Source organism: Rhodococcus wratislaviensis (assembly GCF_900455735.1).
Taxonomy (GTDB): domain Bacteria; phylum Actinomycetota; class Actinomycetes; order Mycobacteriales; family Mycobacteriaceae; genus Rhodococcus_F; species Rhodococcus_F wratislaviensis.
Genome location: NZ_UAUI01000029.1, coordinates 193,385 through 216,205 on the forward strand (window position 1 = coordinate 193,385; position 22,821 = coordinate 216,205).

23 protein-coding genes and 1 tRNA gene are annotated in these 22,821 nt (G+C 66.6%); 9 read left to right on the forward strand and 15 right to left on the reverse strand.

The features are described from left to right. The first annotated feature begins 4 nt into the window (after positions 1–4). The 3 genes from eda to DTA22_RS35550 all read left to right on the forward strand — a co-directional run bounded on the left by eda (position 5) and on the right by DTA22_RS35550 (position 3,518). Positions 5–631: a bifunctional 4-hydroxy-2-oxoglutarate aldolase/2-dehydro-3-deoxy-phosphogluconate aldolase gene (gene eda / locus DTA22_RS35540; RefSeq protein ID WP_037230984.1), complete on the forward strand. Its 627-nt coding sequence runs from the start codon at positions 5–7 to the stop codon at positions 629–631. A gap of 29 nt (positions 632–660) precedes the next feature. Next, positions 661–1,839 (forward strand): ROK family transcriptional regulator, encoded by a 1,179-nt coding sequence (locus DTA22_RS35545; protein ID WP_037230981.1) that lies wholly within the window; start codon positions 661–663, stop codon positions 1,837–1,839. A gap of 227 nt (positions 1,840–2,066) precedes the next feature. Beyond that, positions 2,067–3,518, forward strand: coding sequence for a sugar porter family MFS transporter (locus DTA22_RS35550; RefSeq protein WP_112302516.1), 1,452 nt, complete (start codon positions 2,067–2,069; stop codon positions 3,516–3,518). Positions 3,519–3,555: 37 nt separating this feature from the next. Here DTA22_RS35550 and DTA22_RS35555 read toward each other — a convergent pair whose 3' ends face one another. Further along, positions 3,556–4,287 (reverse strand): FadR/GntR family transcriptional regulator, encoded by a 732-nt coding sequence (locus tag DTA22_RS35555; protein ID WP_112302517.1) that lies wholly within the window; start codon positions 4,285–4,287, stop codon positions 3,556–3,558. 167 nt (positions 4,288–4,454) lie between these two features. On the opposite strand from DTA22_RS35555, the gene DTA22_RS35560 reads away from it, so the two are divergent. The 3 genes from DTA22_RS35560 (at position 4,455) to DTA22_RS35570 (ending at position 7,579) form a co-directional block, all read left to right on the forward strand. Next, positions 4,455–5,849, forward strand: a complete 1,395-nt coding sequence (locus DTA22_RS35560) for a GntP family permease (RefSeq protein WP_037230976.1) — start codon at positions 4,455–4,457, stop codon at positions 5,847–5,849. A 34-nt stretch (positions 5,850–5,883) separates the two neighbouring features. After that, positions 5,884–6,435, forward strand: a complete 552-nt coding sequence (locus DTA22_RS35565) for a gluconokinase (protein WP_037230974.1) — start codon at positions 5,884–5,886, stop codon at positions 6,433–6,435. A 172-nt stretch (positions 6,436–6,607) separates the two neighbouring features. Next, positions 6,608–7,579 carry an alpha/beta hydrolase gene (locus tag DTA22_RS35570; protein WP_112302518.1) on the forward strand — a complete coding sequence of 324 codons (972 nt, stop codon included), beginning with the start codon at positions 6,608–6,610 and terminating at the stop codon, positions 7,577–7,579. Positions 7,580–7,634: 55 nt separating this feature from the next. Here the strand turns inward: DTA22_RS35570 and DTA22_RS35575 are convergent, their stop codons facing one another. Further along, entirely contained in the window at positions 7,635–9,131 is a 1,497-nt protein-coding gene (locus DTA22_RS35575) for an MFS transporter (protein ID WP_112302519.1), read from the reverse strand. Between the two features lie 64 nt (positions 9,132–9,195). Between DTA22_RS35575 and DTA22_RS35580 the strand changes: the two genes are divergently transcribed. Beyond that, on the forward strand, positions 9,196–9,576 hold the full coding sequence (locus DTA22_RS35580; protein WP_112302520.1) for a MarR family winged helix-turn-helix transcriptional regulator: 381 nt from the start codon (positions 9,196–9,198) through the stop codon (positions 9,574–9,576). Between the two features lie 4 nt (positions 9,577–9,580). On the opposite strand, the gene DTA22_RS35585 is transcribed toward DTA22_RS35580, so the two are convergent. The 13 genes from DTA22_RS35585 to DTA22_RS35645 all read right to left on the reverse strand — a co-directional run bounded on the left by DTA22_RS35585 (position 9,581) and on the right by DTA22_RS35645 (position 20,703). Next, the gene (locus DTA22_RS35585) at positions 9,581–10,384 is read right to left on the reverse strand and encodes a transglutaminase-like domain-containing protein (protein ID WP_112302521.1); all 804 of its coding nucleotides are present in this window, start codon (positions 10,382–10,384) and stop codon (positions 9,581–9,583) included. Positions 10,385–10,435: 51 nt separating this feature from the next. Beyond that, a complete protein-coding gene (locus DTA22_RS35590) occupies positions 10,436–11,275 on the reverse strand; it encodes an alpha/beta hydrolase (protein ID WP_037230968.1) in 840 nt (279 codons plus the stop codon). An 82-nt stretch (positions 11,276–11,357) separates the two neighbouring features. Next, positions 11,358–12,944 carry a phytoene desaturase family protein gene (locus DTA22_RS35595; protein ID WP_112302522.1) on the reverse strand — a complete coding sequence of 529 codons (1,587 nt, stop codon included), beginning with the start codon at positions 12,942–12,944 and terminating at the stop codon, positions 11,358–11,360. 33 nt (positions 12,945–12,977) lie between these two features. Beyond that, complete coding sequence (locus DTA22_RS35600) at positions 12,978–14,201, reverse strand: cytochrome P450 (RefSeq protein ID WP_112302523.1); 1,224 nt, start codon at positions 14,199–14,201, stop codon at positions 12,978–12,980. Positions 14,202–14,305: 104 nt separating this feature from the next. Continuing rightward, positions 14,306–14,382, reverse strand: a tRNA-Met gene (locus tag DTA22_RS35605). 61 nt (positions 14,383–14,443) lie between these two features. Next, positions 14,444–15,082, reverse strand: coding sequence for an LON peptidase substrate-binding domain-containing protein (locus tag DTA22_RS35610; protein ID WP_037230959.1), 639 nt, complete (start codon positions 15,080–15,082; stop codon positions 14,444–14,446). After that, positions 15,082–15,555 carry a DUF309 domain-containing protein gene (locus DTA22_RS35615; protein ID WP_037230957.1) on the reverse strand — a complete coding sequence of 158 codons (474 nt, stop codon included), beginning with the start codon at positions 15,553–15,555 and terminating at the stop codon, positions 15,082–15,084. The genes DTA22_RS35610 and DTA22_RS35615 overlap by 1 nt, the downstream gene beginning before the upstream one ends. A gap of 16 nt (positions 15,556–15,571) precedes the next feature. Further along, positions 15,572–16,321, reverse strand: coding sequence for an ESX secretion-associated protein EspG (locus DTA22_RS35620; protein ID WP_112302524.1), 750 nt, complete (start codon positions 16,319–16,321; stop codon positions 15,572–15,574). Beyond that, positions 16,318–17,649 (reverse strand): hypothetical protein, encoded by a 1,332-nt coding sequence (locus tag DTA22_RS35625; protein ID WP_112302525.1) that lies wholly within the window; start codon positions 17,647–17,649, stop codon positions 16,318–16,320. Before DTA22_RS35625 ends, DTA22_RS35620 begins: the two co-directional genes overlap by 4 nt. A gap of 3 nt (positions 17,650–17,652) precedes the next feature. Continuing rightward, positions 17,653–18,243 (reverse strand): DUF3558 domain-containing protein, encoded by a 591-nt coding sequence (locus tag DTA22_RS35630; RefSeq protein WP_112302526.1) that lies wholly within the window; start codon positions 18,241–18,243, stop codon positions 17,653–17,655. Next, complete coding sequence (locus DTA22_RS35635) at positions 18,240–18,581, reverse strand: hypothetical protein (protein ID WP_322789954.1); 342 nt, start codon at positions 18,579–18,581, stop codon at positions 18,240–18,242. The genes DTA22_RS35630 and DTA22_RS35635 overlap by 4 nt, the downstream gene beginning before the upstream one ends. A 98-nt stretch (positions 18,582–18,679) precedes the next feature. Further along, positions 18,680–20,023 (reverse strand): HNH endonuclease, encoded by a 1,344-nt coding sequence (locus DTA22_RS35640; protein WP_112302528.1) that lies wholly within the window; start codon positions 20,021–20,023, stop codon positions 18,680–18,682. Positions 20,024–20,103: 80 nt separating this feature from the next. Beyond that, on the reverse strand, positions 20,104–20,703 hold the full coding sequence (locus DTA22_RS35645) for a TetR/AcrR family transcriptional regulator (protein WP_037182564.1): 600 nt from the start codon (positions 20,701–20,703) through the stop codon (positions 20,104–20,106). A 138-nt stretch (positions 20,704–20,841) separates the two neighbouring features. Here DTA22_RS35645 and DTA22_RS35650 point away from each other — a divergent pair, with 138 nt between their 5' ends. Continuing rightward, positions 20,842–21,987, forward strand: coding sequence for an acyl-CoA dehydrogenase family protein (locus DTA22_RS35650; protein WP_005251441.1), 1,146 nt, complete (start codon positions 20,842–20,844; stop codon positions 21,985–21,987). 40 nt (positions 21,988–22,027) lie between these two features. Then, positions 22,028–22,789, forward strand: coding sequence for an SDR family NAD(P)-dependent oxidoreductase (locus tag DTA22_RS35655; protein ID WP_037230934.1), 762 nt, complete (start codon positions 22,028–22,030; stop codon positions 22,787–22,789). Positions 22,790–22,821: the final 32 nt, after the last annotated feature.

The following is a 22,821-nucleotide window of genomic DNA, read 5'->3' on the forward strand; positions in this document are numbered from 1 at the left end:
TTCAGTGACGAACAGCCCCTCCCTCCTCGACCGCGTCCCGGTCATCCCCGTCGTCGTCGTGGACGACCTCGGCGACGCAGTGCCGGTGGCCCGCGCGCTGGTGGCCGGCGGCATCCCGATGATCGAACTGACCCTGCGCACGCCCTGCGCGCTCGACGCCATCAAGGCGATCGCGAGCGAGGTGCCGGAAATCTGCGTCGGCGCGGGCACGATCGTGGAACCGGTACAGGCCGCGCAGGCGGCCGACGCGGGAGCGCAGTTCCTGGTCTCGCCGGGGAGCACCGAAACTCTGCTGAAGGCCATGACGGACACCGGACTGCCGCACCTCCCGGGTGCGGCGACGGTCTCCGAGGTGCTCTTCCTGCTCGAGCACGGCTACCGCGAACTCAAGTTCTTCCCGGCAGAGGCGTCGGGTGGCGCGAAGTTCCTCGGCTCGATCCACTCACCCGTTCCGGCGGCACGGTTCTGCCCCACCGGCGGCATCTCGACGTCGAACGTCGGCGACTACCTGTCGCTGCCCAACGTCGGCTGTGTCGGCGGATCCTGGCTCACGCCCGCCGACGCCGTGAAGCTGAAGGACTGGGACCGGATCAGCGGACTCGCGCGTGAGGCGGCGGCACTCGCCCGGTAGCGGGGGAGGCGGCGCGGTACGGTGATGTCGTGCGCGACAGTGACAACGGTGACTCCCAGCGGCCGGGTTCTCAGTCCTCGCTGAAGTCCGCCAACCAGCACCGTGTGGTCCGCGCACTCCAGACGTCGGGTGAGCTCACCCAGGCGGAGATCGCGCGTCGCACCGGGTTGGCCCCCGCCACCGTCTCGAACATGGTCAAGGAATTGACCGCGGCCGGGATGGTCGCCGTGCCCGGCGGCGACCACCCGGGCCAGCGGGGCCGTGCGGTGAAGCTGACCCGCAAGATGGGGCTCGCGGTCGGGATCGACTTCGGGCACCGCCATCTCACTGTTGCCGTCGCCGACATGGCCCACCAGGTGCTGGCCGAGGAGCGCGTCGAACTCGGCGCGGGGCACCGCGCCGAGGACGGCGTGGTGCAGGCGGGCGCTCTTCTGGACGCGGCCCTCGATCGCCTCGGCTGCGACCGTACGTCCGTTCTCGCGGTCGGCATGGGTCTGCCGGCGCCGCTCGAGACCGATACCGGTGAGGTCGGCGGCCCGTCGATCCTCCCGGGGTGGGTCGGTGTCGACGCGGCAGCCATCGCGTCGGAGTATCTCGGCACCGCGGTGCACGTCGACAACGATGCGAACCTCGGCGTGCTCGCCGAACACATGTGGGGAGCGGGCCGGGGAACCACCGATCTCGCCTACATCAAACTGTCCGACGGAGTGGGTGCCGGACTCGTCCTCGACGGCCGGCTGTACCGCGGAAGAGGCGGCACCGCAGGCGAAATCGGCCATCTGACACTCGACGAGTTCGGTCAGGTATGCCGCTGCGGCAACCGCGGCTGCCTCGAGACCCTCGTCGCCTCGCACGTCGTGATCGGCCTGCTCGCACCGAGCCGCGGCCCCGACCTCACCATCGCCGACATCGTCGCGATGGCCGAGGGCGGAGATGCCGCCTGCATCCGGGTGCTCGCCGACACGGGACGGCACGTCGGCGTCGCCGCAGCGAGCCTGTGCAACCTCGTCAATCCCGAACGTCTCGTCATCGGCGGTGAACTCGCGCTGGCCGGGGAACTGCTGCTCGGGCCGATGCGTGAGGTGGTCGGACGATATGCGGTGCCCAGCGCGGTCCGTTCCCTGGACATCCGCGTCGCCGAACTCGGTCCCCGGGCGCAGGTGCTCGGTGCCGTCGCGCTGGGTCTGCGATCCGCGCTTCCGGCCTGACTGTTCGCCGCTGAATTCTCACATCAGTTTGTGGGGTGAGCGCTGCGCTCGTGACGGTCAGTTCGTTCATTAATGAACATTTGCGCGGTGATGTTCGCCTATTTGTGTTCACATCTTGACGGTTCCCTATTCCGTTGCCTACTGTGTTCCACACCACAACGAATGCGCTCTCGCGCAGGCCTCGGCTCGATCCGAGACTCGTCACCCCCTTGCTCACGAGGAGACCCATGACTGAAAACGTCCTGTTGCCCGGTGCGGAATCGCCCGGCGACACAGCAGAGGGCACTTCGGTTCCCGTCCGTATCGCGGTCGTCGCGGCACTCGGCGGGTTGCTGTTCGGCTACGACAGCGCGGTGATCAACGGTGCGGTGTCGGCGATCGAAGGCAAGTTCCAGGTCGATTCCGCTCTCCTCGGATTCGCGATCGCCTCGGCACTGCTGGGCGCCGCGGCGGGAGCGATGCTGGCCGGGCGGATCGCCGACCGGTACGGACGCCTCGTCACCATGCGGGCCGCTGCCGTGATGTTCCTGCTGAGCGCCATCGGCACCGGATTCGCGGCCAACGTCGAGATGCTGGTGACGTTCCGGATCGTCGGCGGCATCGGTGTGGGGCTGGCCTCGGTCATCGCACCCGCCTACATCGCCGAGATCTCGCCCGCCCGGGTGCGCGGACGTCTCGGGTCGCTGCAGCAACTCGCGATCGTCACGGGCATCTTCGTCTCGCTCCTGGTCGACTACGCCCTCGCCGCCCTCGCCGGTGGGTCGCAGGAAGAACTGTGGTTCGGGCTCGAGGCCTGGCGCTGGATGTTCCTCGCGATGTGCGTGCCCGCATTGGCCTACGGACTGCTGTCGCTGACGATTCCCGAATCCCCGCGCTACCTGATCGCCCAGGGCCGCCTCGGTGAGGCTCGCGGCATCCTCGCGGTCCTGCTCGGCGAGAAGGGTCTGGACCTCAAGATCGAGAGCATCCGCTCGACGCTGGCCCGTGAGACGCAACCGTCGATCCGTGATCTGAAGGGCTCCGCGTTCGGCCTGATGCCGATCGTGTGGATCGGCATCGGACTCTCCGTCTTTCAGCAGTTCGTCGGCATCAACGTCATCTTCTACTACTCCAGCGTCCTGTGGCAGGCCGTCGGCTTCGACGAGGGCAGCTCACTGCAGATCACGGTCATCACGTCGGTGGTCAACATCGCCACCACCCTCATCGCCATCGCCTACATCGACCGGGTGGGCCGGCGACCGCTGCTGATCATCGGCTCCGCCGGCATGGCCGTGACGCTCGCGACCATGGCGTTCATCTTCGGCACCGCGTCCACCACCGTCGTGGACGGTGTCGCGACGCCGCAGCTGACCGGACTGCAGGGCCCGATCGCGCTCGTCGCCGCCAACCTCTTCGTGGTGGCCTTCGGAATGTCCTGGGGCCCTGTGGTGTGGGTCCTGCTCGGCGAGGCGTTCCCCAACCGCATCCGGGCCGCCGCCCTGTCGCTCGCCGCGGGCGCCCAGTGGGCGGCGAACTGGCTGATCACTGTGACGTTCCCGTCCATGAAGGACTTCTCGCTGGGAATCGCGTACGGCTTCTACGCTGTGTGCGCCGTGCTGTCACTCGTCTTCGTGTTGCGCTGGGTCAAGGAGACGAAGGGCGTGGAACTCGAAGCGATGCATTCGGATTCGGCCGCGTAGTACCGACCGCATCACGAAGAAGGCACCCGCGAGTACGTCACTCGTGGGTGTCTTCTTCGTCCTTCATCTGCTCGACTGCCGTCGCGGATTCGCTCACGATCGCGCGCATGGCCGCCTCCGCCGCATCGGCGTCGCCCATCTGGATGGACGACGCCACCACGCCGTGCAGGCGGATGGCTTCGGTCTCGGCGACGTGCGGCATCAACGAGTGCCGGGTGCGGCCCTCGAGCACCTCCACGACGATCTGCGACATCGCGCGCAACAGCGGATTCCCCGACGCGGTCAGCAGTGTGCGGTGAAAGTCGGAGTCGTGAGCCAGGTAGGCGTCCGTGTCCGCCGCGCGGGACGTCGACGACATTCCGATGACGGCCGCCGTCAGCGCCCCGCACTGTTCCGGCGTCGCCCGCGTCGCTGCGAGACGCGCGGCGAGAGGTTCGATGCCCGACCGTAGTTCGCTCAGGCTCGACAGCTGCTCGAACCGCTGTGGGCCGGCCAGCTTCCACCGAATCACGCTCGGATCCAGCGAATTCCAGTGCTCCTCACCCAGCACGGTGATCCCGACGCGACGCCGCACGGCCAGCAGCCCGAGGGATTCCAGGACGCGGACCACCTCGCGGACGACGGTGCGGGAGACGGCGTACTGGGTGACCACGTCGTCGGCGGAGATCCGGGTGCCGGGTGCGACGACCCCGGCCACGATGTCGCTACCCAGTCGATCGAGCACCGTCTCGTGCAATTGCCGGTACTCGCCGCCGTCTGCGTTGGTCATCCGCCGATGTTCCCACGGTTAGCCCCATTGAACACACGTTGGCGCGCGATTCAGACTCTAAGTAGTACTTAATTGGGTTCGGCCTTGAAATCATATGGTTTATGAGGCAGAGTGACCTGAGTCACGAACAAGGGTCATTCCATCACCGATCTCCCTGGAGCAACAGAATGAGTACCGCGTCACTACTCGCAGCGGCCGACAGTGCCGGCCACGACGCGCGGCTGATCACGGCCGCCGTCGTCGGCGTCGCCGTGATCATCGCGCTGATCACCTGGCTCAAACTCCACCCGTTCCTCGCGCTGTCGATCGGCGCCGTCGGCGTCGGCATCGCCGCAGGTCTGGGTGGGCAAGACTCGGTGAAGTCGTTCGTCGAGGGCTTCGGGGCCACGATGGGCAGCGTCGGAATCCTGATCGGGTTCGGTGCCATGTTCGGCAAGTTGCTCGCCGATTCCGGTGGCGCCGACCGCGTCGTCGACACCCTCGTCGGACGAGCGGGCCCGCGGTCGCTGCCGTGGATGATGGCGCTGGTCGGCGCCGTGATCGGCCTGCCGATGTTCTTCGAGATCGGCCTCGTGCTGTTGATGCCCGTCATCATCCTGGTCGCACGGCGTTCGGGACTGTCGCTGATGCGGATCGCGATTCCCACGCTGGCGGGTCTGTCGGCCATGCACGGTCTCGTTCCGCCGCACCCCGGGCCACTGGTCGCGGTCGCGGCCCTGAACGCCAACCTCGGACTCACCCTCGCGCTCGGCGTCCTCGTCGCGATTCCCACCGTCGTCATCGCCGGGCCGCTGTTCAGCAAGCTGGCGGCACGCTGGGTGGACGTCCCCGTTCCCGAGCTCTACGTGACCGTCGAGGACCGGGAAGGCGCCGAGGCCGCCGCCGAGCGTCGCCGGCCCAGCTTCGCGGCCACCCTGTCCGCCATCCTGCTTCCTGTCGTCCTGATGCTGGGCAAGGCGATCGCCGACGTCGTCGCCGCCGACTCGGAGTCGCCCGCGAAGGCGCTGCTCGACTTCCTCGGAACACCGGTCGTGGCCCTCGGACTCGCGGTGCTCGCCGGGATGGCGCTCCTCGGCCGGGGTGGCGGCATGGACCGCAAGGCCATCGCCGTCTCGCTGGAGAGTTCGCTGCCCCCGATCGCCGGGATCCTCCTCATCGTCGGCGCGGGCGGCGGATTCAAGCAGGTCCTGATCGACACCGGCATCGCCGACGTGATCGCCGACGCGATCAAGGACAGCGCCCTTCCCGTGCTGTTCCTCGCCTGGCTCGTGGCCGTACTCATCCGCGTCGCCACCGGATCGGCCACCGTCGCGACGGTCACCGCGTCCGGAATCCTCGCACCCGTCGCCGCCGAACTGACCTCCACGCACGTCTCGCTGATGGTGCTGGCGATCGGGTCCGGCTCGCTGTTCCTGTCGCACGTCAACGACGCGGGCTTCTGGCTGGTGAAGGAATACCTCGGCGTCACGGTGGTACAGAACCTGAAGACGTGGACGGTGATGGAATGCATCATCTCCGTCACCGGTCTGGCCGGTGTCCTCGCACTGAGCGTATTCATCTAAAGGGGGCCGAGAAATGTCGAGTGAGGTTGGTGAGATGCACGTGAGTACGCGCGAACCTGCAGGACGCACGCCGCAGACCGCGGATCCGGTCCTCGTGCTGATGGGGGTGTCCGGGTCGGGGAAGTCGACGGTCGCGGGAATCATCGCCGGCGCCATGGGCTGGGACCTGCAGGAGGGAGACGCCCTGCACCCACCCGCGAATGTTGCGAAGATGGCATCGGGGCAGCCGTTGACCGATGAGGACCGCTGGCCGTGGCTCGATGTCGTCGCGGGGTGGATTCGGGAACACACCGAGAACGGTCTGCCCGGGGTCATCACCTGCTCGGCGCTCAAGCGCAGCTACCGCGACGTGCTGCGGGGCGACAACGTCGTCTTCGTGCATCTCGCCGGGTCGCGGGCGCAGATCGGGGAACGGCTGACGGCCCGGCTCGACCACTTCATGCCCCCGTCGTTGCTGGACACACAGATCTCGACGCTCGAACCGATCGAGCCGGACGAGGACGCGATCGTGGTGGACGTGGGCGGATCACCCACCCAGGTGGCGACCGAGATCATTGCCCGGCTGGAGGAGCGACTGGCTCGGTGAACCTCGGGCAATCGGACGAAAATCCGTCGAAGTCGCTCGGCAACGGGCGACTTCGTCCTACCGTGGCGGGAGGTCTCGGGGAGCGGACGTGACGGTTTCGGGTGCGTTTCTCTCCGGATCGCCCTAGGGTGTCCAGTTGGCTGGACAAGCGTCCGATACAACGGAGGGCAGTATGCGAACGCGTGAATCGATCGTGTGGCACTGGGATGTCAGTCGGCGGGCGCGCATGACGTTCTGGTTTGCCAGGGCGTTCGTCAAACCGCTGTTCACGATATGGCCGACGACGGACCGCGGCATCGAACTGCTGGCGACCCTCGACGAGCTGATCGACCGGCTTCCCAAGCCGAAGGGCCTCGACATCGAGGCGATCTCGCTCGGCGGGGTGCCGTGCGAGAAGATCACTCATCCGCGACCCACGGTCACGTCGATGGACGGCGCCACCATCCTTTACTTTCACGGCGGTGGATTCGTGTTCTGCGGGCTCGCCACCCACCGTGCACTGTGCGGGTTGCTCGCCGCGCGTTCGGGTTCGCCCGTCGTCTCCGTCGAGTACCGGCAGCTTCCCAAGGGGGCGATCGGGGCGTCGCTGGTGGACGCCATGACCGCGTACACCGAGGTGCTGAAGGTCTGCGACGACCCCACCAGGGTGATCGTCGCGGGGGACTCGGCGGGCGGATACCTGGCGATGAAGGTCGCGGAAGTTGCCGCGTTGCGGGGCATCACCCGCCCGGCGGCCGTCATCGGATACTCCCCGCTGCTCAACCTAGACCTCGAGGATCACGACCCCGATTTCATGAAGCGTGATGCGTACCTGCCGATGTCGCAGGTGGCCAAGCTGAAGGACCGCTGGCTGGCCGGGCCCGATCAGATTCCGGGTGCCCAGTCGCCGGTGAACGCGGATCCGGCGCTGTTCCCGCCCGTCTTCCTCACCGCCGCCGAATACGAAATCATGCGGCCCGACGTCGAGATCATCACGGACAGGTTCGATCGCGAGGGACGGCAGATCGAGACCCACATCTGGAGTGGGCAGATCCACGCATTTCCGGTGATCGGCAAGGTGCTGCGGGAGAGCCGCACGATCATCGGGCTCACCGTCGACTTCGCGTCGCGCGCGCTCACGGAATCGAAGCGGCACTCGGCCTGAACGACTGAACGGCAGAACGGGTGGGCCTGTGCCCACCCGTTCTGCCGTTCCGGGCCTATGCGGGGTTGAGGACCCTGCGCAGCAGCGGTGACACCGTGATAAGCAGACCCAGCAGCGCGACTCCCGTGACGAGCACGAGGCCGGAGTGGAACTGGTGGAATCCGGCGCCGCTGACACCGGTGGCCGTGTGCGAGCCGGCGGTGACGAGCGCGGTGGTGAGTGCCAGCACGAGCGCGGCGCCCACCTGCGCGGACGTCTGCACGAGGCCCGACGCCAACCCCTGCTCGGAGTCGTCGACGCCCGACGTGGCCTGGGCCATGATCGACGTGAAGCCCAGTGCGAAACCGACGCCCAGCAGCAGCACGCTCGGCAGGATCGCGACCGCGTAGTGGGGCTGGTCGCTCCCCGCGAAGAGGAACCACAGGTAGCCGAGGCTCAACGAGGTCAGTGCCGCGATGATCATGCGTGCCGTGCCGAACGCGTCGATCAGGCGTCCGACGAACGGCGATCCGAACGCCACGATGATGCCGGCGGGCAGGAGTCCCAGCGCCATCTCCAGCGGCGACCATCCGAGCACCGACTGCAGGAAGATGGTCATCATGAACTGGAAGCTCAGGTAGGAGCCGAACAGCGCGACGATGCTGAGGTTCGCCCGCACGATCGACCCGGCCCGGAGGATGCTCAGACGCACCAGCGGGTGCGCCACCCGGTTTTCCGCGACGAAGAACGACGCCAACAGGGCCGCGGCCAGTGCGAACGAGCCCAGCGTGAGCGGATCGGCCCAGCCGCGGGCCGGTGCCGACACGACGGTGTAGACGGCGAGCAGCATTCCCGATACCAACGTGGCGGCGCCTACGATGTCGTGTCCGCCGTTGTCGGCGGCGCGGTCGCGGGGGATCAGGACGGCACCCGCGACCAGGGCGAGGACCGCGAACGGCACCGGCATCAGGAAGGTCCAGCGCCACCCGGCGCTGGTCAGCAGTCCGCCCAGGATCAGGCCGGACGAGTAGCCGCTCGCTCCGAAGACGGAGAAGATCGAGAGGGCCCGGTTACGGGCGGGCCCTTCCTTGAACGTGGTGGTGAGGATCGACATCGCGGTCGGCGCGGTGAACGCGGCGGCGAGGCCCTTCACGAAACGACTCGCGATGAGCAGCGTGCCGTTGTCGACGAGCCCGCCGACCAGGGACGCGATCGCGAACACGGTGAGTGCGATCAGGAAGACGCGGCGGCGTCCGAGGAGGTCGGCGGTGCGTCCGCCCAGCAGCAACAGACCACCGAATCCGAGTACGTATCCATTGATGATCCATTGGAGCGAGGTGGTGGACAGCCCCAACTCGGTTCCGATGGAGGGCAACGCAACACCCACCATCGAGACGTCGAGACCGTCGAGGAACATGACGAGGCACAGCACGGCCAGGACGCCCCAGAGGCGGGGTGTCCAGGCCTGGTCGGTCGACGGGGTGGCGGTGGCGCCCGACGAGGGGGCGAGGTCCGGGGTGGCGTCGCTGATAGTCACAGGGAGAATGTAGATGCACGTGCAATCAATGCGCAAGCACTAATTTCGTTTGCATTTAATTCGCTTGCACCTTTTGCGTACGCGCGCTAGGGTGCGGGACATGAGCTCTGAAGCAGACCTGCGCGGCACGTGGCGGCTGCTCGCGAGCAGATACAACTCGATCGCCTGCGAATTGGATCGTGAGATGCAACACGCTCACGGCCTGAGCATGAGTGATTTCGAGACGCTCGACCGACTGATGGACGCCACCTGCGAGCGACCGCGGATGCAGGACCTGGCGGCCGAGATGTACCTCAGCCCCAGCGCCCTGTCCCGGAGCGTGGCCCGGCTGGAGAAGGCGGGCCTGGTCGCGCGGGCGCTGTGTGAGGCGGACCGGCGAGGCGTGTTCGTCGACGTCACCGACGCCGGCCGCGAGGTGCACTCCGACGCCAAGAAGATTCAGGTGGGCGTGCTTACCGAAAGGCTTTCGGACGCAACCTGATCCGTCAGGTCAACGAGGTGGGTGTCGCGTAGTCGTCGGACGGGAACTCGCCGTCGACGACGGCGGTCACCACGGTGTTCTCGAGCGTGATCGCCCCTCCATGGTTGTCCAGGAATGCGGTGTCCGCGGCGTCGCGACCCGTCGCGATCCGCAGCAGTGCCGAACGCGGGGCCAATCGGGTCGCGTCGACCACACGCCATTCGTCATCGACGAACGCCTCGACGACAGCATGGAAATCCATAGGGTCGCACCCCGGCGCGTACACGGCCACCAGCCGCGCCGGAATGGTGACGGCCCGCAGAAGCGCCACCGTGAGGTGAGCGAAGTCACGGCACACGCCCGCCCCGGACAGCATCGTGTCGACGGCGCTGTCGGTGGATCTGCTCGAACCCGCCTGGTACAGCAGCCGCGACCCCACCCACGTGGTGATGTCCTGCAGCAGTTCCGGGTGCGGCTTGGACAGATTGAATTCACCCCCGGTGAAGCCGAAGAACTTGTCCGCCTCCGCATATCGGCTCGGGCGCAGATACTTCGACAGGTCGTAGTCGGTGACCGGAGGCGAATCAGCTTTACCCGCAACCGAAGCCGAGTACTCGACGTGCAGCGATCCGGGTTCGCTGTCCAGGAGGTGGACGCGAGTGCCGTGCTCCGCCACCATCTCCCGTGCCTCGACACGGTTACCGTCGAGGGTGAACGTCAACGATTCCGACAACTCCGAACCGGGCGTCCGGGCAACCGCGATCTTGAATTCGAGACTGGTGGCGTCGGTGACCGCGATGTCGAGAGTGGCGCTGACGTGACGTTTCATCAGCCCATCCTGGCACCCATCGTCCGGGGGTGCAGAACACCCCCGCCGAAATCAGGCCTGCACGCGCGGCCGCAACCACTCGACGAGGTCGTCGAGAACCTCCTCGTTCTCCGGTTCGTTGAACACCTCGTGGAACAGGTTTTCGTAGATCTCCACCGTGAGATCCTCCGAACCGACGTACTCGGCGATGAGTTCCGTGCCGTGCACACTCGCGAGTCCGTCATCCCGGCCGTGCTGGAGCAGCAGGGGAACTGTCAACGACGGCAGACGCTCCGGCAACCGTTCGGCGGCGAGGATCATCCCGCGCGCAATCCCGGCCGGGACCTTGCCATGGTGGACGAGGGGATCCTCCTCATAGGCCGACACGACCGCAGGATCGCGGGACACCAGCTTCGCGTCGAGCGACTCGACGGGCACCCCGGGGAGGAAGCGCCCCACCAGCTTGCCGATCTCGACCACGATGCGCGGCGTGCCGCTCGTCACGTCGACCGCAGGCCCGGACAGCATGAGTGCCTTCAGATCCTGCTGATGGTCGAGTGCGTAGGTCAGCGCGATGGACCCGCCCATGCTGTGCCCGAGGAGGAACCGGTCGGTGCCGGGCCAGTCCGTCGACGCGATGCCGAACAACTGGTGCAGGTCGTCGGTGAACTCGGTCCAGTCCTTCAGATGGACCCGTTTGCCGCCCGACCGCCCGTGCCCGCGGTGGTCGGGCGCGTAGATCGCGAGGTCGAGTTCCCCGAGCCGCTCGATCACATGGTCGTAGCGCCGGGCATGCTCGCCGAAGCCGTGGCACAGAACCAGCACGCCGCGCGGGCGCCGCTCGGGGAGCCAGACGTCGTAGACGATGGGAATTCCGCCGACGCCGGCGAAGGATGATTCTCGATGCTGCATGATGCCCCTTCGTGGTCCGAACACGACGACTCAGATCATTGCACGGTGAGGTACCCCGGCACGGGACAAATTAGGGTATCGGTCACTTCGACAACAGGTCGATCACGGCGCGCGAGGTGCGTCGCCGCAGCCACCCACGCGGTCCGTCCTCGCCCAGCGCGGCGCGGGCGGCGTTCAGGCCCGACACCCCGTGTACGCCCCCACCCGGGTGCGCCGAGGCGCTTCCCAGGTACAGGCCCTGGACCGGGGTCTCCGAACGGGACGTGCCCGGTCCCGGCCGGAACACCAGTTGTTGATGGAGTTGCGCCGTTCCGCCGTTGACGGCGCCACCCACGAGATTCGCGTCGGCCGCTTCGAGATCCGACGGGCGCTGTACGACGCGTCCGACGACCCGCTCCGAGAAACCCGGTGCGTGTGCCTCGAGGACGTCGTCGACGCGCGTCGCGAGCAGATCGGCGGACGCGTCGTCGGTGATGTCCCGCGGTAGATGTGTGTACGCCCAGGCGCTTTCGGTGCCCTCCGGTGACCTGCTGGGGTCCGCGGTCGTCATCTGCCCGAACAGCAGGAACGGGCTGGCCGGAATGGTGCCGGTGGTCAGGTCGGCCATCCAGCGGACGAGCCCGTTGTCGTCGGCGCCCAAGTGGACGGTGCCCGCACCGCTCAGGCTGGGGGACCGCCACGGGATCTTCTCCGACAAGGCGTAATTGACCTTCAGCACGGGCGTGTCCCACTCGAAGTGGTCGAGGTCGGCGCGCACGCGGGCAGGGACGGCGTGGTCCGGAAGCAGCGACCCGTACAGGGCGGGCGCGGACACGTCGGCGATCACCGCCCGACGAGCCGTGTAGCGGACACCCGACGCCGTCCGAACACCCACAGCTTTACCCGACCGGACGTCGATCCCGGTCACGGCGTCGCCGTAGTGGAAGTGCGCACCGGCGTGCTCGGCGCGGCGCACCATCGCGGCCGACAACTCGCCCGCCCCGCCCACCGGAACGGGGTAACCGCCGTCCTGGGCGAGCATCGTCAGGATGTAACCCATGACACCGCTGCCCGGTGCGTCCGGCGGGGTGTCGGCGTGCATCGCGTTACCCAGCAACAGAAGTCGAGCCGCCTCGCTGCGGAACAGTTCATGCGCCATCCGCCGTGCGGGCAGGAGGAGGAACCGGGCCAGTCGCAGCGACTCGGCCGTGCCCAGTTGTCGCAGCAGTCGGCTCGGACCCCGCACGGGCGGGAACGGGCTGAACAGGGTGCTCAGCAGCGGCTCCTTGACGTCGTGCCACTGCTCGACGAGCGCCGTCCACGCGGCACCGTCCCCAGGTTGACGGCGTTCGAGATCGGCGGCCGTGTCCGCGGGGTTCGGGTAAATCACCGGCGCGTCCTCGTCGGCAGCCGAGCGGGCGTGACCGAGCGCTCTGGGTGCATGACTCCACCGCAGGCCGTGCGACTCGAGGTCGAGACCGCGGAGCGCGGGCGACACGGTGGACAGGGGATAGAACGCGCTGAACAGGTCCGAGGTGAAGCCGGGGACGAGTTCTGCCGACCTCACCGCACCGCCGGGCGTCGGCTGCGCCTCCACGACCGCGACGTCCCAGCCCGCGTCGGCCAGGGTCGCGGCCGCGACGAGTCCGTTGGGACCGGATCCGATGACCACTGCGTCGACGTTGTTCACCCGACCAGGCTGTCAGAAAAGGCGGCGCTCTGCTCAGATGGGCGAGGGCGTGAACATCACCGGCATGTGCTTCAGCCCGTTGATGAAGTTGGAGCGCAGGCGCTGGGCCGGCGCGGTCTGCTCCATGTCCGGCATGCGACGCAGAATCTCACCCAGCATCACCTTCATCTCCGCCCGAGCGAGGTTGGCGCCGAGGCAGAAATGGTGACCGCCACCACCGAACGCAATGTGCTGGGAGTAGTGGCCGGTGGGCCGGTCGATATCGAACGTGTAGGGGTCGTCGAAGACCGCCTCGTCGCGGTTTCCCGACATGTGCCAGATGACCACGCGGTCGCCCTCGGAGATCTCGACGTCGTGCAGCACGGTGTCCGTGGTCGCCGTCCGCCGGAACTGCATCACCGGTGTGGCCCAGCGCAGCCCCTCCTCGATCAGAGCGTCGAGTTTGGACGGATCCTCGAGCACCTTCCTGCGCTCCTCGGGATGCTCCATCAGCGCCAGCTGGGTGTGGGAGATGGCGTTGCGGGTGGTCTCGTTGCCCGCGACCGCCAAGAGCATGAAGAACATGTTGAAATCCAGTTCGCCCAACTTCTCGCCGTGCACGTCGGCCTGGATGAGAGCTGTCGCGATGTCGTCGCGCGGGTGCTTCTTCCGATCCTCGAACATCTCCAGGCTGTACGCGAACATCTGGGCCGCCGCCGCCCGTTCCTGCCCTTCCTCGAGATGGAATTCCGGATCGGACGAGCCGATCATCTGATTCGTCAGGTCGAAGATCAGCTTGCGATCTTCCTGGGGCACGCCCAGGAAATCGGCGATCGCCTGAAGCGGGAGTTCGGATGCGACGTCGACGACGAAGTCGCACTCGCCGCGCTCGATCACCGCGTCGACGATGGTCGTGGCCCGCCGCGCGAGAATCTCGTGCAGCTGGCCGATGCGGCGGGGCGTGAAACCCTTGCTCACGATCTTCCGCAGCGCCGTGTGGTCGGGCGGGTCCATGTTCAGCATCATCAACTGCTGGCCCGCCAGGTCATCCGGGCTCAGGTCGTCGATATAGGTGGCGCCCCGCCACGACGAGTACGTCTCGGCGTCCCGGTTCACCGTCACGATGTCGGCATGACGGGTGACACACCAGAACGGGACGCCGCGCTCGTCAAGGTGCCGGTAGACCGGTGCCTCCCGCCGCAACACGGCGAACATCTCGTGGGGCACGCCCTTCGCGAAGGTGTCCGGGTTGTAGAGATCGACGTCGGCGAGCTGCACGGTCCCTCCTGAGGCCTCACGTACAAGAATACGTTCTAGTCCTGGAGGATGTGGAACAACGAAAAACGGCTCCGGAGAAATGAATCTCCGGAGCCGTTTCCACTTGGTAGCGGGGACAGGATTTGAACCTGCGACCTCTGGGTTATGAGCCCAGCGAGCTACCGAGCTGCTCCACCCCGCGTTGCATTGACAACACTACACCCTTCCCGGAGTGCTCTTGACCAACCCCGGGGAGGGCTAGGTCACATCAGCCGGAACTGGACCATTTCGATGGCGTTCTCGATCGCCTCGGAGACCTCGCGCAAGCGTTCGTCTGCGCCGGCCGCAGCGAGGATCTGCAGGCGGTCGGCGTCCCCCATCGGAATGTAGGTGGCGATCTCGTAGAGCCTCGTGCCGAGCGACCCGCGGAAACCGCCGATGACGGGAACATCGGGCGGAACGTTGCCGGTCTCCGTCGCGAGACGGCGGAGAAGGCCGTACAGGAATTCGAGTCTCTCGATGAGGGACGGGAATTCGTAGTCCGCTGTCTGAGTGCCGGTGTTCTCGTCCGGCCACACATCCACCTCGGCGATCGGATATGGGTTGTCGGGCAACCACTTCGACACCTTGATCCGTTCCTCCGTGCGGCAGAACAGCTCGTACCGCCCGTCGCCGATCGAGGCGTGGGATTCGATCCGCGCGATGGTGCCGACATCGTGGCGGACGTCGCCGCCCCCCACCTCGTTGCCGCGGGCAATGAGAACGACCCCGAAACGGGGACCGTCCGGTGCGTCCAGGCAGTCGCGAACCAGTTCCTGATAGCGGGGTTCGAAGACGTGGAGGGGGAGCTGCTGACCGGGCAGCATCGTCGAGCCCAGCGGGAACATGGGGAGCAGAGTCATCAGGGGATTCTCAATCGGGGTACGGGCGTCGCCGGCAACGGGTCGACGCGATCGATCTCGTCCGTGAGGTGTTCCGACCACGTCAGGAGGCCGGCGATGTCGAGGCCGTGCGGCGCCTCCACCTCGTAATGCCGGATCCGATCGTGGCCTTGGCGCAGCAGCGACCGCGCGCCGGTCTTGTTGCCCCGCATCAGGTGGGTGAGACCCACCGCGAGCTGTGCGAGCCCCTGCCATAGTTCCCGCTCGTCCTCGGGGGCGATCTTCCACGTACCCTCGAGGATCTCGTGGGCGTGGAACGGCATGCCGTGGTCGAGCAGCCGCTGAGCCTCGGTGATCGCCTCGTCGGGTGGTAACCGCAGGTCATCGGGGATGCGGGGCACACCCTCGGCGTCGTGCGGCAGGGGGCGGCCGAGTTCGTCGCGGGGGCGTGCATTGAGGGGTTTCCCCGCCCCGTCCCTGTCCCGATCGGTCATGGGACAAGGGTAACGCTCAGCCGCGGGTCGGCGAAGCGTTGGCGAGGGCCGCCGACACGCGTTTCGACAGCTCGTCGCGAACCAACCGGACTGTCGCGGACCGCAGGTGAACACGGTCGTCCTGGTGATAGAGATACCGGCCGTCCGCTTCGACGTCGATCCAGGTCAGTTCACCCAGAACGGGCTCGTCGAGGCCGCTGCGAGCACCACGGATGCAGATGTATCCGATTCCGGTCCGCGGCCGGCCCACGATCCTTCGCAGGAGAGTGCCGTCGGAGGCTCGGGCGTTCTGCAGGACGGAACTCCCGCTGCTGCGGTTCTCGAGGTCGTCGGGGTGCGCGGTCAGAGACGGGGTTCGTCCGGGCGGACAGTCGGGCAAGTCTTTCAGGAGTTGGGTGGTCAGCCAGTCGACGCCCTCGGTGCCGGCGGCGATCCGGATGTCGCCGCGGCCCGGTGCTCCACGCAGCTGTTCGGCGACGACCGCGATCCGGCCACGGATGCTGCCCCTCCGGCGAAGCCCGGAGTCGAGTTCGGGGGAGGGGGCGAGCACCGTGACGGACAGTTGCGGATCCCGGAGCGCCTGGATCGCGGCGACCAGTTTCGGTTCGTCGAGCGCGGTCCGCCACTGCTCCAGCTCGCGTTGCTGGACGGCGTACCGATCTTCCGTCGCAGCCGCCGATCGGTATTGCAGCGGGTACGGCATCCGGTCGAGATCGGTTGCCTCCCAGAGACACATGAATTGGGCTGACGTCAGCCGCCAGTTCATGCGCCGATCACCGGGGGTGCGACGGGGTCGAGTGTGCCGATCAGTTCGTTGCCGTTGTCGACGGTGACGAGGTAGCTCGGCGTCTGGTGCTCCGTGTCGCTGTCGCCGTTGCCGCCTGCTCGGCCGGGCGCACCCATCATCCCAGGTGCCATACCCATTCCGGGACGACTCATGCTCGGTTTCACCGGAGTCGCCGCCGCAGCAGCGGCAGCCGCCCCGGCGCCCGCTGCGGCACCACCGGACGGAATCGGGCCACCCGGAACCACACCGCTCGAGTTGGCTTCCGAGTCGCGCTTGTCGTTCTTGCGGCGCGCGCTCGACGCCGAGCCGCCGATGCCCGATCCGCCGACACCGGACCCTCCGCCTACTCCGCCGTAACCCCCGGCGCCAGCCCCCGTGCCCGTGCCCAGCTGCGAACCGGCACCGGCTGCGTTCTGCGCATTCGCGGCGGCAGTCTGTGCGGCTGAGCCGGATCCGGCCCCCGCGCCCTGATTGGCAGCGGCTTCGGCATTCGCGGCAGATGTAGTCGCGGCGTCATCCGCTGCGGACTCCCCGTCCGCCGGGTTCTCGCCGTTCGCGGACGAATCGCCCCCGCCCTCGCCCGACGCGGAGGAGGTCTTGCTGTCGGTGGTGCCCCAGGAACCGGTACCGCCCGAGTTCGGCGCAGCGGCGTTCGGATCGACGAAATCGGCCCTGTCGTTGGGTGAGTGCGGTGCCGGGAGGACGGGCACATTCGTGCCCACGTCCTGGTAATTCGGGACGTAGATGTTCTGCAGCTTTCGAATGGCCTCTTCCCTTGCCGCATCCCGCGCTGCTTCTCGAGCTTCGGCGGCAGTGGGTGTCAGGGGGAGAAGGCTCAGTGGTTGCTCCGACATCGGTGCTGGGATGCTGTTTTTCACATCCTGCGCAGCACTGCTGAGAATGTCGAGCTTCACGCCAATCGCTTGCACACCCGAGGTCAATTGGTCACTCGCGCCCGCAAGGTTTTCTGTCGCCGCGAGCGCTGCGTCGGCGGCTGCGCCCTCCCATTTTTCGGCAATCGTGTTCTTGAGAAGGGCGAACCCGAAGCCGATGGGTAGTGAGCCGACGATGGCGTGGCAAGCCTGAGCGAGTCCGCCGATGTCGTCAGGGTTCATTTCCTGCGTCTTCGCGTGGATCTCCGAGTGCTGCCAGCCCTCGAAACATTCCATCGTGGTGATGTAGGGCGGGTCGATCGCATCTGACCCGAGTTGCTCCGCCGACCTCTGCAGCTTGGTGCGGTGCTGATCGCCGGCACCATTGGGCAGCACGGCATCGAAGAAGGGAGCGAGCGGGTCTTTCGGTGCCATCGGTCAGTCCTCCTTCGGAATGAGCGGCTCGTAGGTGCGGGCTGTGTCTTCGAGGCCTCCGCACCACTCTGGTACCGATACGGGGCCAGCGTGATCGGCAAAAATGCTTCGCGTGAATCCGAGAACACCGTATGGAGTTTCGACACTGAGTTCGCAGTAATCCCTCACCGTGCTGTCGAAGATCAGGAGGGCTCTTCGGCCGTTGATCTCGATAGGGGTGGAGTGATCCTTCTTCTTCTCTTGTTCTTCGGCGAAGCTGATGTTTCCCGACAGGACATTCATGCCGTAGTAGAAGCCCTCCGGCTTGTGAAAGCTGTCGTAGCTGCACCCTAGGAAGGTGTAGCTTCCCCCCGTGAAGTCGGCGTTCTTTTCGCTCGTCGGGTCGTAACCGGCGGCGGTCAGTGTCGAATCAGGGATGTCGAGGCAGGGATCGAATGTGACCTGCGGTCGGTCAGATTGATCGACATGTCGAGGCACGCGAACAGTCGAACTGGGCAATTCCGTCGGAGTGGCTTCTCGGCTTGCTGCATGGGTGCTGCATCCTGCGAGCAGGAGGGAAACCGCGGCGACTCCGCATAATGCATTGCGCGTCATTGATCGACTCCTGTTCGAATACCAGAGAGTGCCAGGCTGATCGCGCTGTCGGTATCGGAAAATTCCTCGCCTCCCGCGGCAAATGTGTCACGCATAGTGATGATCACATCGCGGAATTCCCTCAGGCGCTCGCGTACAGAGCCAGAACCGTCGCCACCATTGAACTTGTCGTTGTATCGCGTCTGCAGTTGTTTCGCCGAGTCGAAGCCGCCGAACCCAGAAATGTACTTCAACTGGTCGGCGTTCTTAATCGCCTGATCCATCTGATCGATCATCGTGTTGCAGATGCCGACGCATCGTTGGATTGCGTCATCTTCCAGACGCAGTGTTTTGCTCATTCCCATCCCCCCCACTACTCGACAGGACCCCCACGGCCGCGTGCGGAGATGCTACCGCACAGGTGTGTCACTCGGTGTAGTGCGCAGCGACCCGATGTTCAGGCCGCGTGGAGGTATTCGATGAGGATGCGTTCCACCGGTGAGCTGATCTGAACCTCGCGGAACGGCAACGGTTTCGGTAGTGGTGGTGCGGTTGATCGGTACCGGTGTCCGGTGGGGGTGTGGATCTCGATCTTGTGCAGTCCGCCGGGCAGCTGGTGGGGCTTGGCGTTCCGCCCTGCGCCTTGCTTGGCGTAGTTGCAGGCCGCGCACAGGCCGGCGCCGTTGTGTGCGGTGGTCGGGCCGTCGTGTTCGCGGGGTTGGATGTGGTCGTGGTGCCGGATCGGCGCATCGCACCACGGTGTCCGGCAGGTTCGATCGCGCAGATCGATCAGCCTAGCCAACCCGGCGGGGAAACAACGGGCCTGGGACTCGGTCGCCGTCAGGGCTCCGGAGTGCGGGTTCGCGTACAGACGGCGCAGAGTCACCCGTGCCTCGTCCCCGGTTTCCGGATCTATCGTGGCCTGGACTGCCTCATTTATCCAGTGCCCCGCCAGTGCCGCGGGGACGGGCCCGTACCCCTGCGCGTAGGCGGGTTCGGACCCCCGGTCGAGGAGCGCGCGGTCGGAGATCACGAGGTTGACAGTGATCGGAGGTGCCGTCGCGGTGTGGGGCGCGCCGGTCACTCGAGAGACGAGCAGGTCGGCCATGATCTGCGACCGCGTGCGCTCGTCACCGGCGGCAAGGATCGAATCGGCGTCACGGGCGAGAGTCGCGTGCACCGCGACCCCCTGTGCCACCGGCAGCAGGGCGCTGACGTAGGCCATCGTGTCCGGTGCGGGACGGGACGTGACCCGCCTGTCCGATACCGCTTTGCGGGCCCGTCGTACGACGGCCTCGGCGTCGACTTCTGCAGCGGCCGCGCGCACTTTCGCGCAGACGGCCTGGTCGCCGAGTCCGTCCAAAGTTGCCGGGTCGGCGCACAGCGCGTAATCGAGTTCGGTGCGGTCTTCTCGGGTCAGGCACGCCGTTTCGCGGACGAGAATCGTTGCCCGCCACTCGCTGAGCACCCCTCGTTCGAGCAGCGCCAAGGTGCAGGGCATCTCGTGGACCAGAGCGGTCGCCATGCCGAGATGACGGCCACCTCGAAAGGGTGAGTCCCGTCGTGCCAACGCCACCTGGTTGGCGATACCTCGCCCGCGCTGTGCGACCGGCACGTCGCGGTCTGCTCGTTCGGTGCGGATGGAGGCGTCGAGGTCTGCGGTCACCCGGGCTTGGACACCCGCGCAGGCGGCTTTCACCTCTTCGAGTGCGCGGAGCACATCGATGCGCGTCGCATCGTCGATGGCCCGGTCGAGTTTCGGTAACTCGGCCAGAAACTCGGTCACCGCTGCTATATCCACACCGACCCCCCGGTTACCGTCGATTCCCCCGAATCGAACACATGTTCTACAGTAACCGACCCTGTGGGAGCTGGCAATACCTAGCCGGCACCCACCATGCGCATCGCGAGGTCGGCGTAGAGGTCTGCGACAGCCTCCGGCTCGGTGTAGGCGCCTGCCGGGAACCAGCGGCAGATGTCGACGCACAAAGACATGAGGGCGAGGGTGACGCCTTCGCCGTCGGGCACCGTGAATTCGCCGGATGCAGCCCCGGCGTCGACGACGGCGCGGACGATGTGGGTGATGTCGCGGCGCAGTTTGACCACGTCGCGGTAGTGCTCGGGCGTGAGGGCGTTGAGTTCGTACTGCACGACGCGAGCCTGTGCGTGGTGCGTGGCCTGCCAGCTCGCGAACGCGCCGATCAGTGCTTGGAGCCTCGTCGAGGGCGCCTCGTCGGGGAGGTCTGCACTCACGACGACGTCGAGTGCGGCGGTGTGGCCTTCGTAACTGATCGCGAAGAGCAGCTCTTCCTTGGATCGGTAGTGCGGGTACATCGCGGCGGGGCTCATGTCGAGGCGGGCGGCGATCTCGCGGGTGGTCGTGCCCCCGTAACCGCTGGTCGCGAACGCGTCGACGGCTGCGGCTCGGATGCGGGCGGCAGCCTTCGACGGGCTGATCACCTGGTTCGGTGATTCGCTCATGTCTTTCTCCATCCTCGGCTGCGCGGCTGTTGACAATACCGCGCCGCACGATCAGTATAAGCAAGCGCTTAGAAAATAAGCACACGCTTACATGGGCGTGGATACACACCACAGCTGGATTTCGACAAAGGAGCGGTCATGCGACGCACCCTGTACGGCCCCGATCACGAGGCATTCCGCGAATCGGCCCGGGAGTTCGTGAACCGCAACCTCCTGCCGGTGGCAGACAAGCTCATCGAGCAGCGCTTCATCGACCGCGAGATCTGGCTCGAAGCGGGACGCAACGGATTCCTCGGCCTCGAGGTCCCCGAGGCATACGGCGGAAGCGAAGCCGGCGACTACCGGTTCAACGCGGTGCTCGCCGAGGAGCTTTCGCGGGCGAGCGCCGCCGTGTCGTCGAGCTTCGGCATTCACGCCGACGTCGTCGCGCCGTACCTCGTGCAGCTCACGACCGAGGAGCAGAAGCAGCGCTGGCTGCCCAAGTTCTGCACCGGTGAACTGCTCACCGCGATCGGCATGACCGAGCCCTCCGGCGGTTCCGACCTCGCCTCGCTCAAGACCACCGCGGTCAAGGACGGCGACGACTGGATCATCAACGGGTCCAAGACGTTCATCACCAACGGTTACAACGCCGACCTGGTGATCGTCGCGGCGCGCACCAGCCCTGAGAAGAAGTCCAAGGGCATCACGCTGTTCGCCGTCGAGACCGGCATGGAGGGCTTCGAGCGCGGACGCAAGCTCGACAAGGTCGGCCAGCACGAGTCCGACACCGCCGAGCTGTTCTTCGAGAACGTGCGTGTGCCGTCGACGAACATCATCGGTGAGATCGACCGCGGATTCATCCACATGATGGAGATGCTTCCGCAGGAGCGTGTCGGTGCCGCCGTCTCGAACATCGCGCACGCCGCGCCGATCCTCGAGGAGACGATCCAGTACGCGAAGGACCGCAAGGCATTCGGACAGCCCATCGGCTCGCTGCAGTGGAACAAGTTCCTCCTCGCCGACCTCGTCACCCGCGTCGAGGTGACCCAGGCCTACGTCGACAACTGCGTCGCCGCACACGCCGACGGTGAGCTCACCGCAGTGGACGCCGCCAAGGCCAAGTGGTGGACTGCTCAGGTGCAGAACGAGGTCCTCGACCACTGCGTGCAGCTTCACGGCGGCTACGGATTCATGACCGAGTATCGTGCCGCCCGTGCGTGGATGGATGCCCGTGTCACCAAGATCTGGGCCGGTTCCAACGAGATCATGAAGGAACTGATCGGCCGCGACCTCGGCCTCTGAACCCGGTACCCGTAGCCCGACGACAAAGGAGTCGCTTCGTATGTCCGTTCTCGACAAGTTCAGCTTGACCGATCGGGTGGTCGTCGTGACCGGTGCGTCGTCGGGCCTCGGGGTCGCGTTCGCGCAGGCCGCGGCGGAGGCAGGCGCCGACGTGGTGCTGGCAGCACGCCGCACCGACCGTCTCGAGAAGACTGCCGAACTCGTGCGGGCCGCGGGACGTCAGGCGCTGTGCGTCGCGACGGACATCGCCGACCCGGCTCAGGCGCAGAACATGATCGACGAGGCCATGGAGAAGTTCGGTCGCGTGGACGTGCTCGTCAACAACGCAGGCGTCGGTACGGCGGTCCCCGCGACGCGGGAGACGCCGGAGCAGTTCCGGCAGGTCGTCGACATCAACCTGAACGGTTCCTACTGGGCGGCGCAGGCGGCGGGCAAGGTCATGAAGCCGGGCAGCGCGATCGTGAACATCGCGAGTGTGCTCGGCCTCACCACCGCGGGACTTCCGCAGGCCGCGTACGCCGCGAGCAAGGCCGGGGTCATCGGTCTCACCCGCGACCTGGCACAGCAGTGGGGTGCCCGCAAGGGCATTCGCGTGAATGCGATCGCTCCCGGATTCTTCGAGACGGAGATGACGGACCAGTACCAGGACGGGTACCTCGAATCGATGAAATCGCGGCTGGTTCTCGGTCGCCTCGGTGACCCGGAGGAGCTGGCCGCGACCGTCGTCTGGCTCGCTTCGGACGCCGCCGCGTACGTCACCGGTCAGACGATCGCGGTGGACGGTGGCATCACCATCACCTGAGCGTCGGGTTGGGCGGGGCTGCCGTGCTGGCG

Excerpts from the sequence above, each read along its gene's own strand:
- DTA22_RS35550 (WP_112302516.1), top strand. The coding sequence starts at position 2,067 with ATGACTGAAAACGTCCTGTTGCCCGGTGCGGAATCGCCCGGCGACACA.
- DTA22_RS35555 (WP_112302517.1), bottom strand. The coding sequence starts at position 4,287 with ATGACCAACGCAGACGGCGGCGAGTACCGGCAATTGCACGAGACGGTG.
- DTA22_RS35560 (WP_037230976.1), top strand. The coding sequence starts at position 4,455 with ATGAGTACCGCGTCACTACTCGCAGCGGCCGACAGTGCCGGCCACGAC.
- DTA22_RS35565 (WP_037230974.1), top strand. The coding sequence starts at position 5,884 with ATGCACGTGAGTACGCGCGAACCTGCAGGACGCACGCCGCAGACCGCG.
- DTA22_RS35570 (WP_112302518.1), top strand. The coding sequence starts at position 6,608 with ATGCGAACGCGTGAATCGATCGTGTGGCACTGGGATGTCAGTCGGCGG.
- DTA22_RS35580 (WP_112302520.1), top strand. The coding sequence starts at position 9,196 with ATGAGCTCTGAAGCAGACCTGCGCGGCACGTGGCGGCTGCTCGCGAGC.
- DTA22_RS35585 (WP_112302521.1), bottom strand. The coding sequence starts at position 10,384 with ATGAAACGTCACGTCAGCGCCACTCTCGACATCGCGGTCACCGACGCC.
- DTA22_RS35590 (WP_037230968.1), bottom strand. The coding sequence starts at position 11,275 with ATGCAGCATCGAGAATCATCCTTCGCCGGCGTCGGCGGAATTCCCATC.
- DTA22_RS35610 (WP_037230959.1), bottom strand. The coding sequence starts at position 15,082 with ATGACTCTGCTCCCCATGTTCCCGCTGGGCTCGACGATGCTGCCCGGT.
- DTA22_RS35615 (WP_037230957.1), bottom strand. The coding sequence starts at position 15,555 with ATGACCGATCGGGACAGGGACGGGGCGGGGAAACCCCTCAATGCACGC.
- DTA22_RS35620 (WP_112302524.1), bottom strand. The coding sequence starts at position 16,321 with ATGAACTGGCGGCTGACGTCAGCCCAATTCATGTGTCTCTGGGAGGCA.
- DTA22_RS35625 (WP_112302525.1), bottom strand. The coding sequence starts at position 17,649 with ATGGCACCGAAAGACCCGCTCGCTCCCTTCTTCGATGCCGTGCTGCCC.
- DTA22_RS35630 (WP_112302526.1), bottom strand. The coding sequence starts at position 18,243 with ATGACGCGCAATGCATTATGCGGAGTCGCCGCGGTTTCCCTCCTGCTC.
- DTA22_RS35635 (WP_322789954.1), bottom strand. The coding sequence starts at position 18,581 with ATGAGCAAAACACTGCGTCTGGAAGATGACGCAATCCAACGATGCGTC.
- DTA22_RS35645 (WP_037182564.1), bottom strand. The coding sequence starts at position 20,703 with ATGAGCGAATCACCGAACCAGGTGATCAGCCCGTCGAAGGCTGCCGCC.
- DTA22_RS35650 (WP_005251441.1), top strand. The coding sequence starts at position 20,842 with ATGCGACGCACCCTGTACGGCCCCGATCACGAGGCATTCCGCGAATCG.
- DTA22_RS35655 (WP_037230934.1), top strand. The coding sequence starts at position 22,028 with ATGTCCGTTCTCGACAAGTTCAGCTTGACCGATCGGGTGGTCGTCGTG.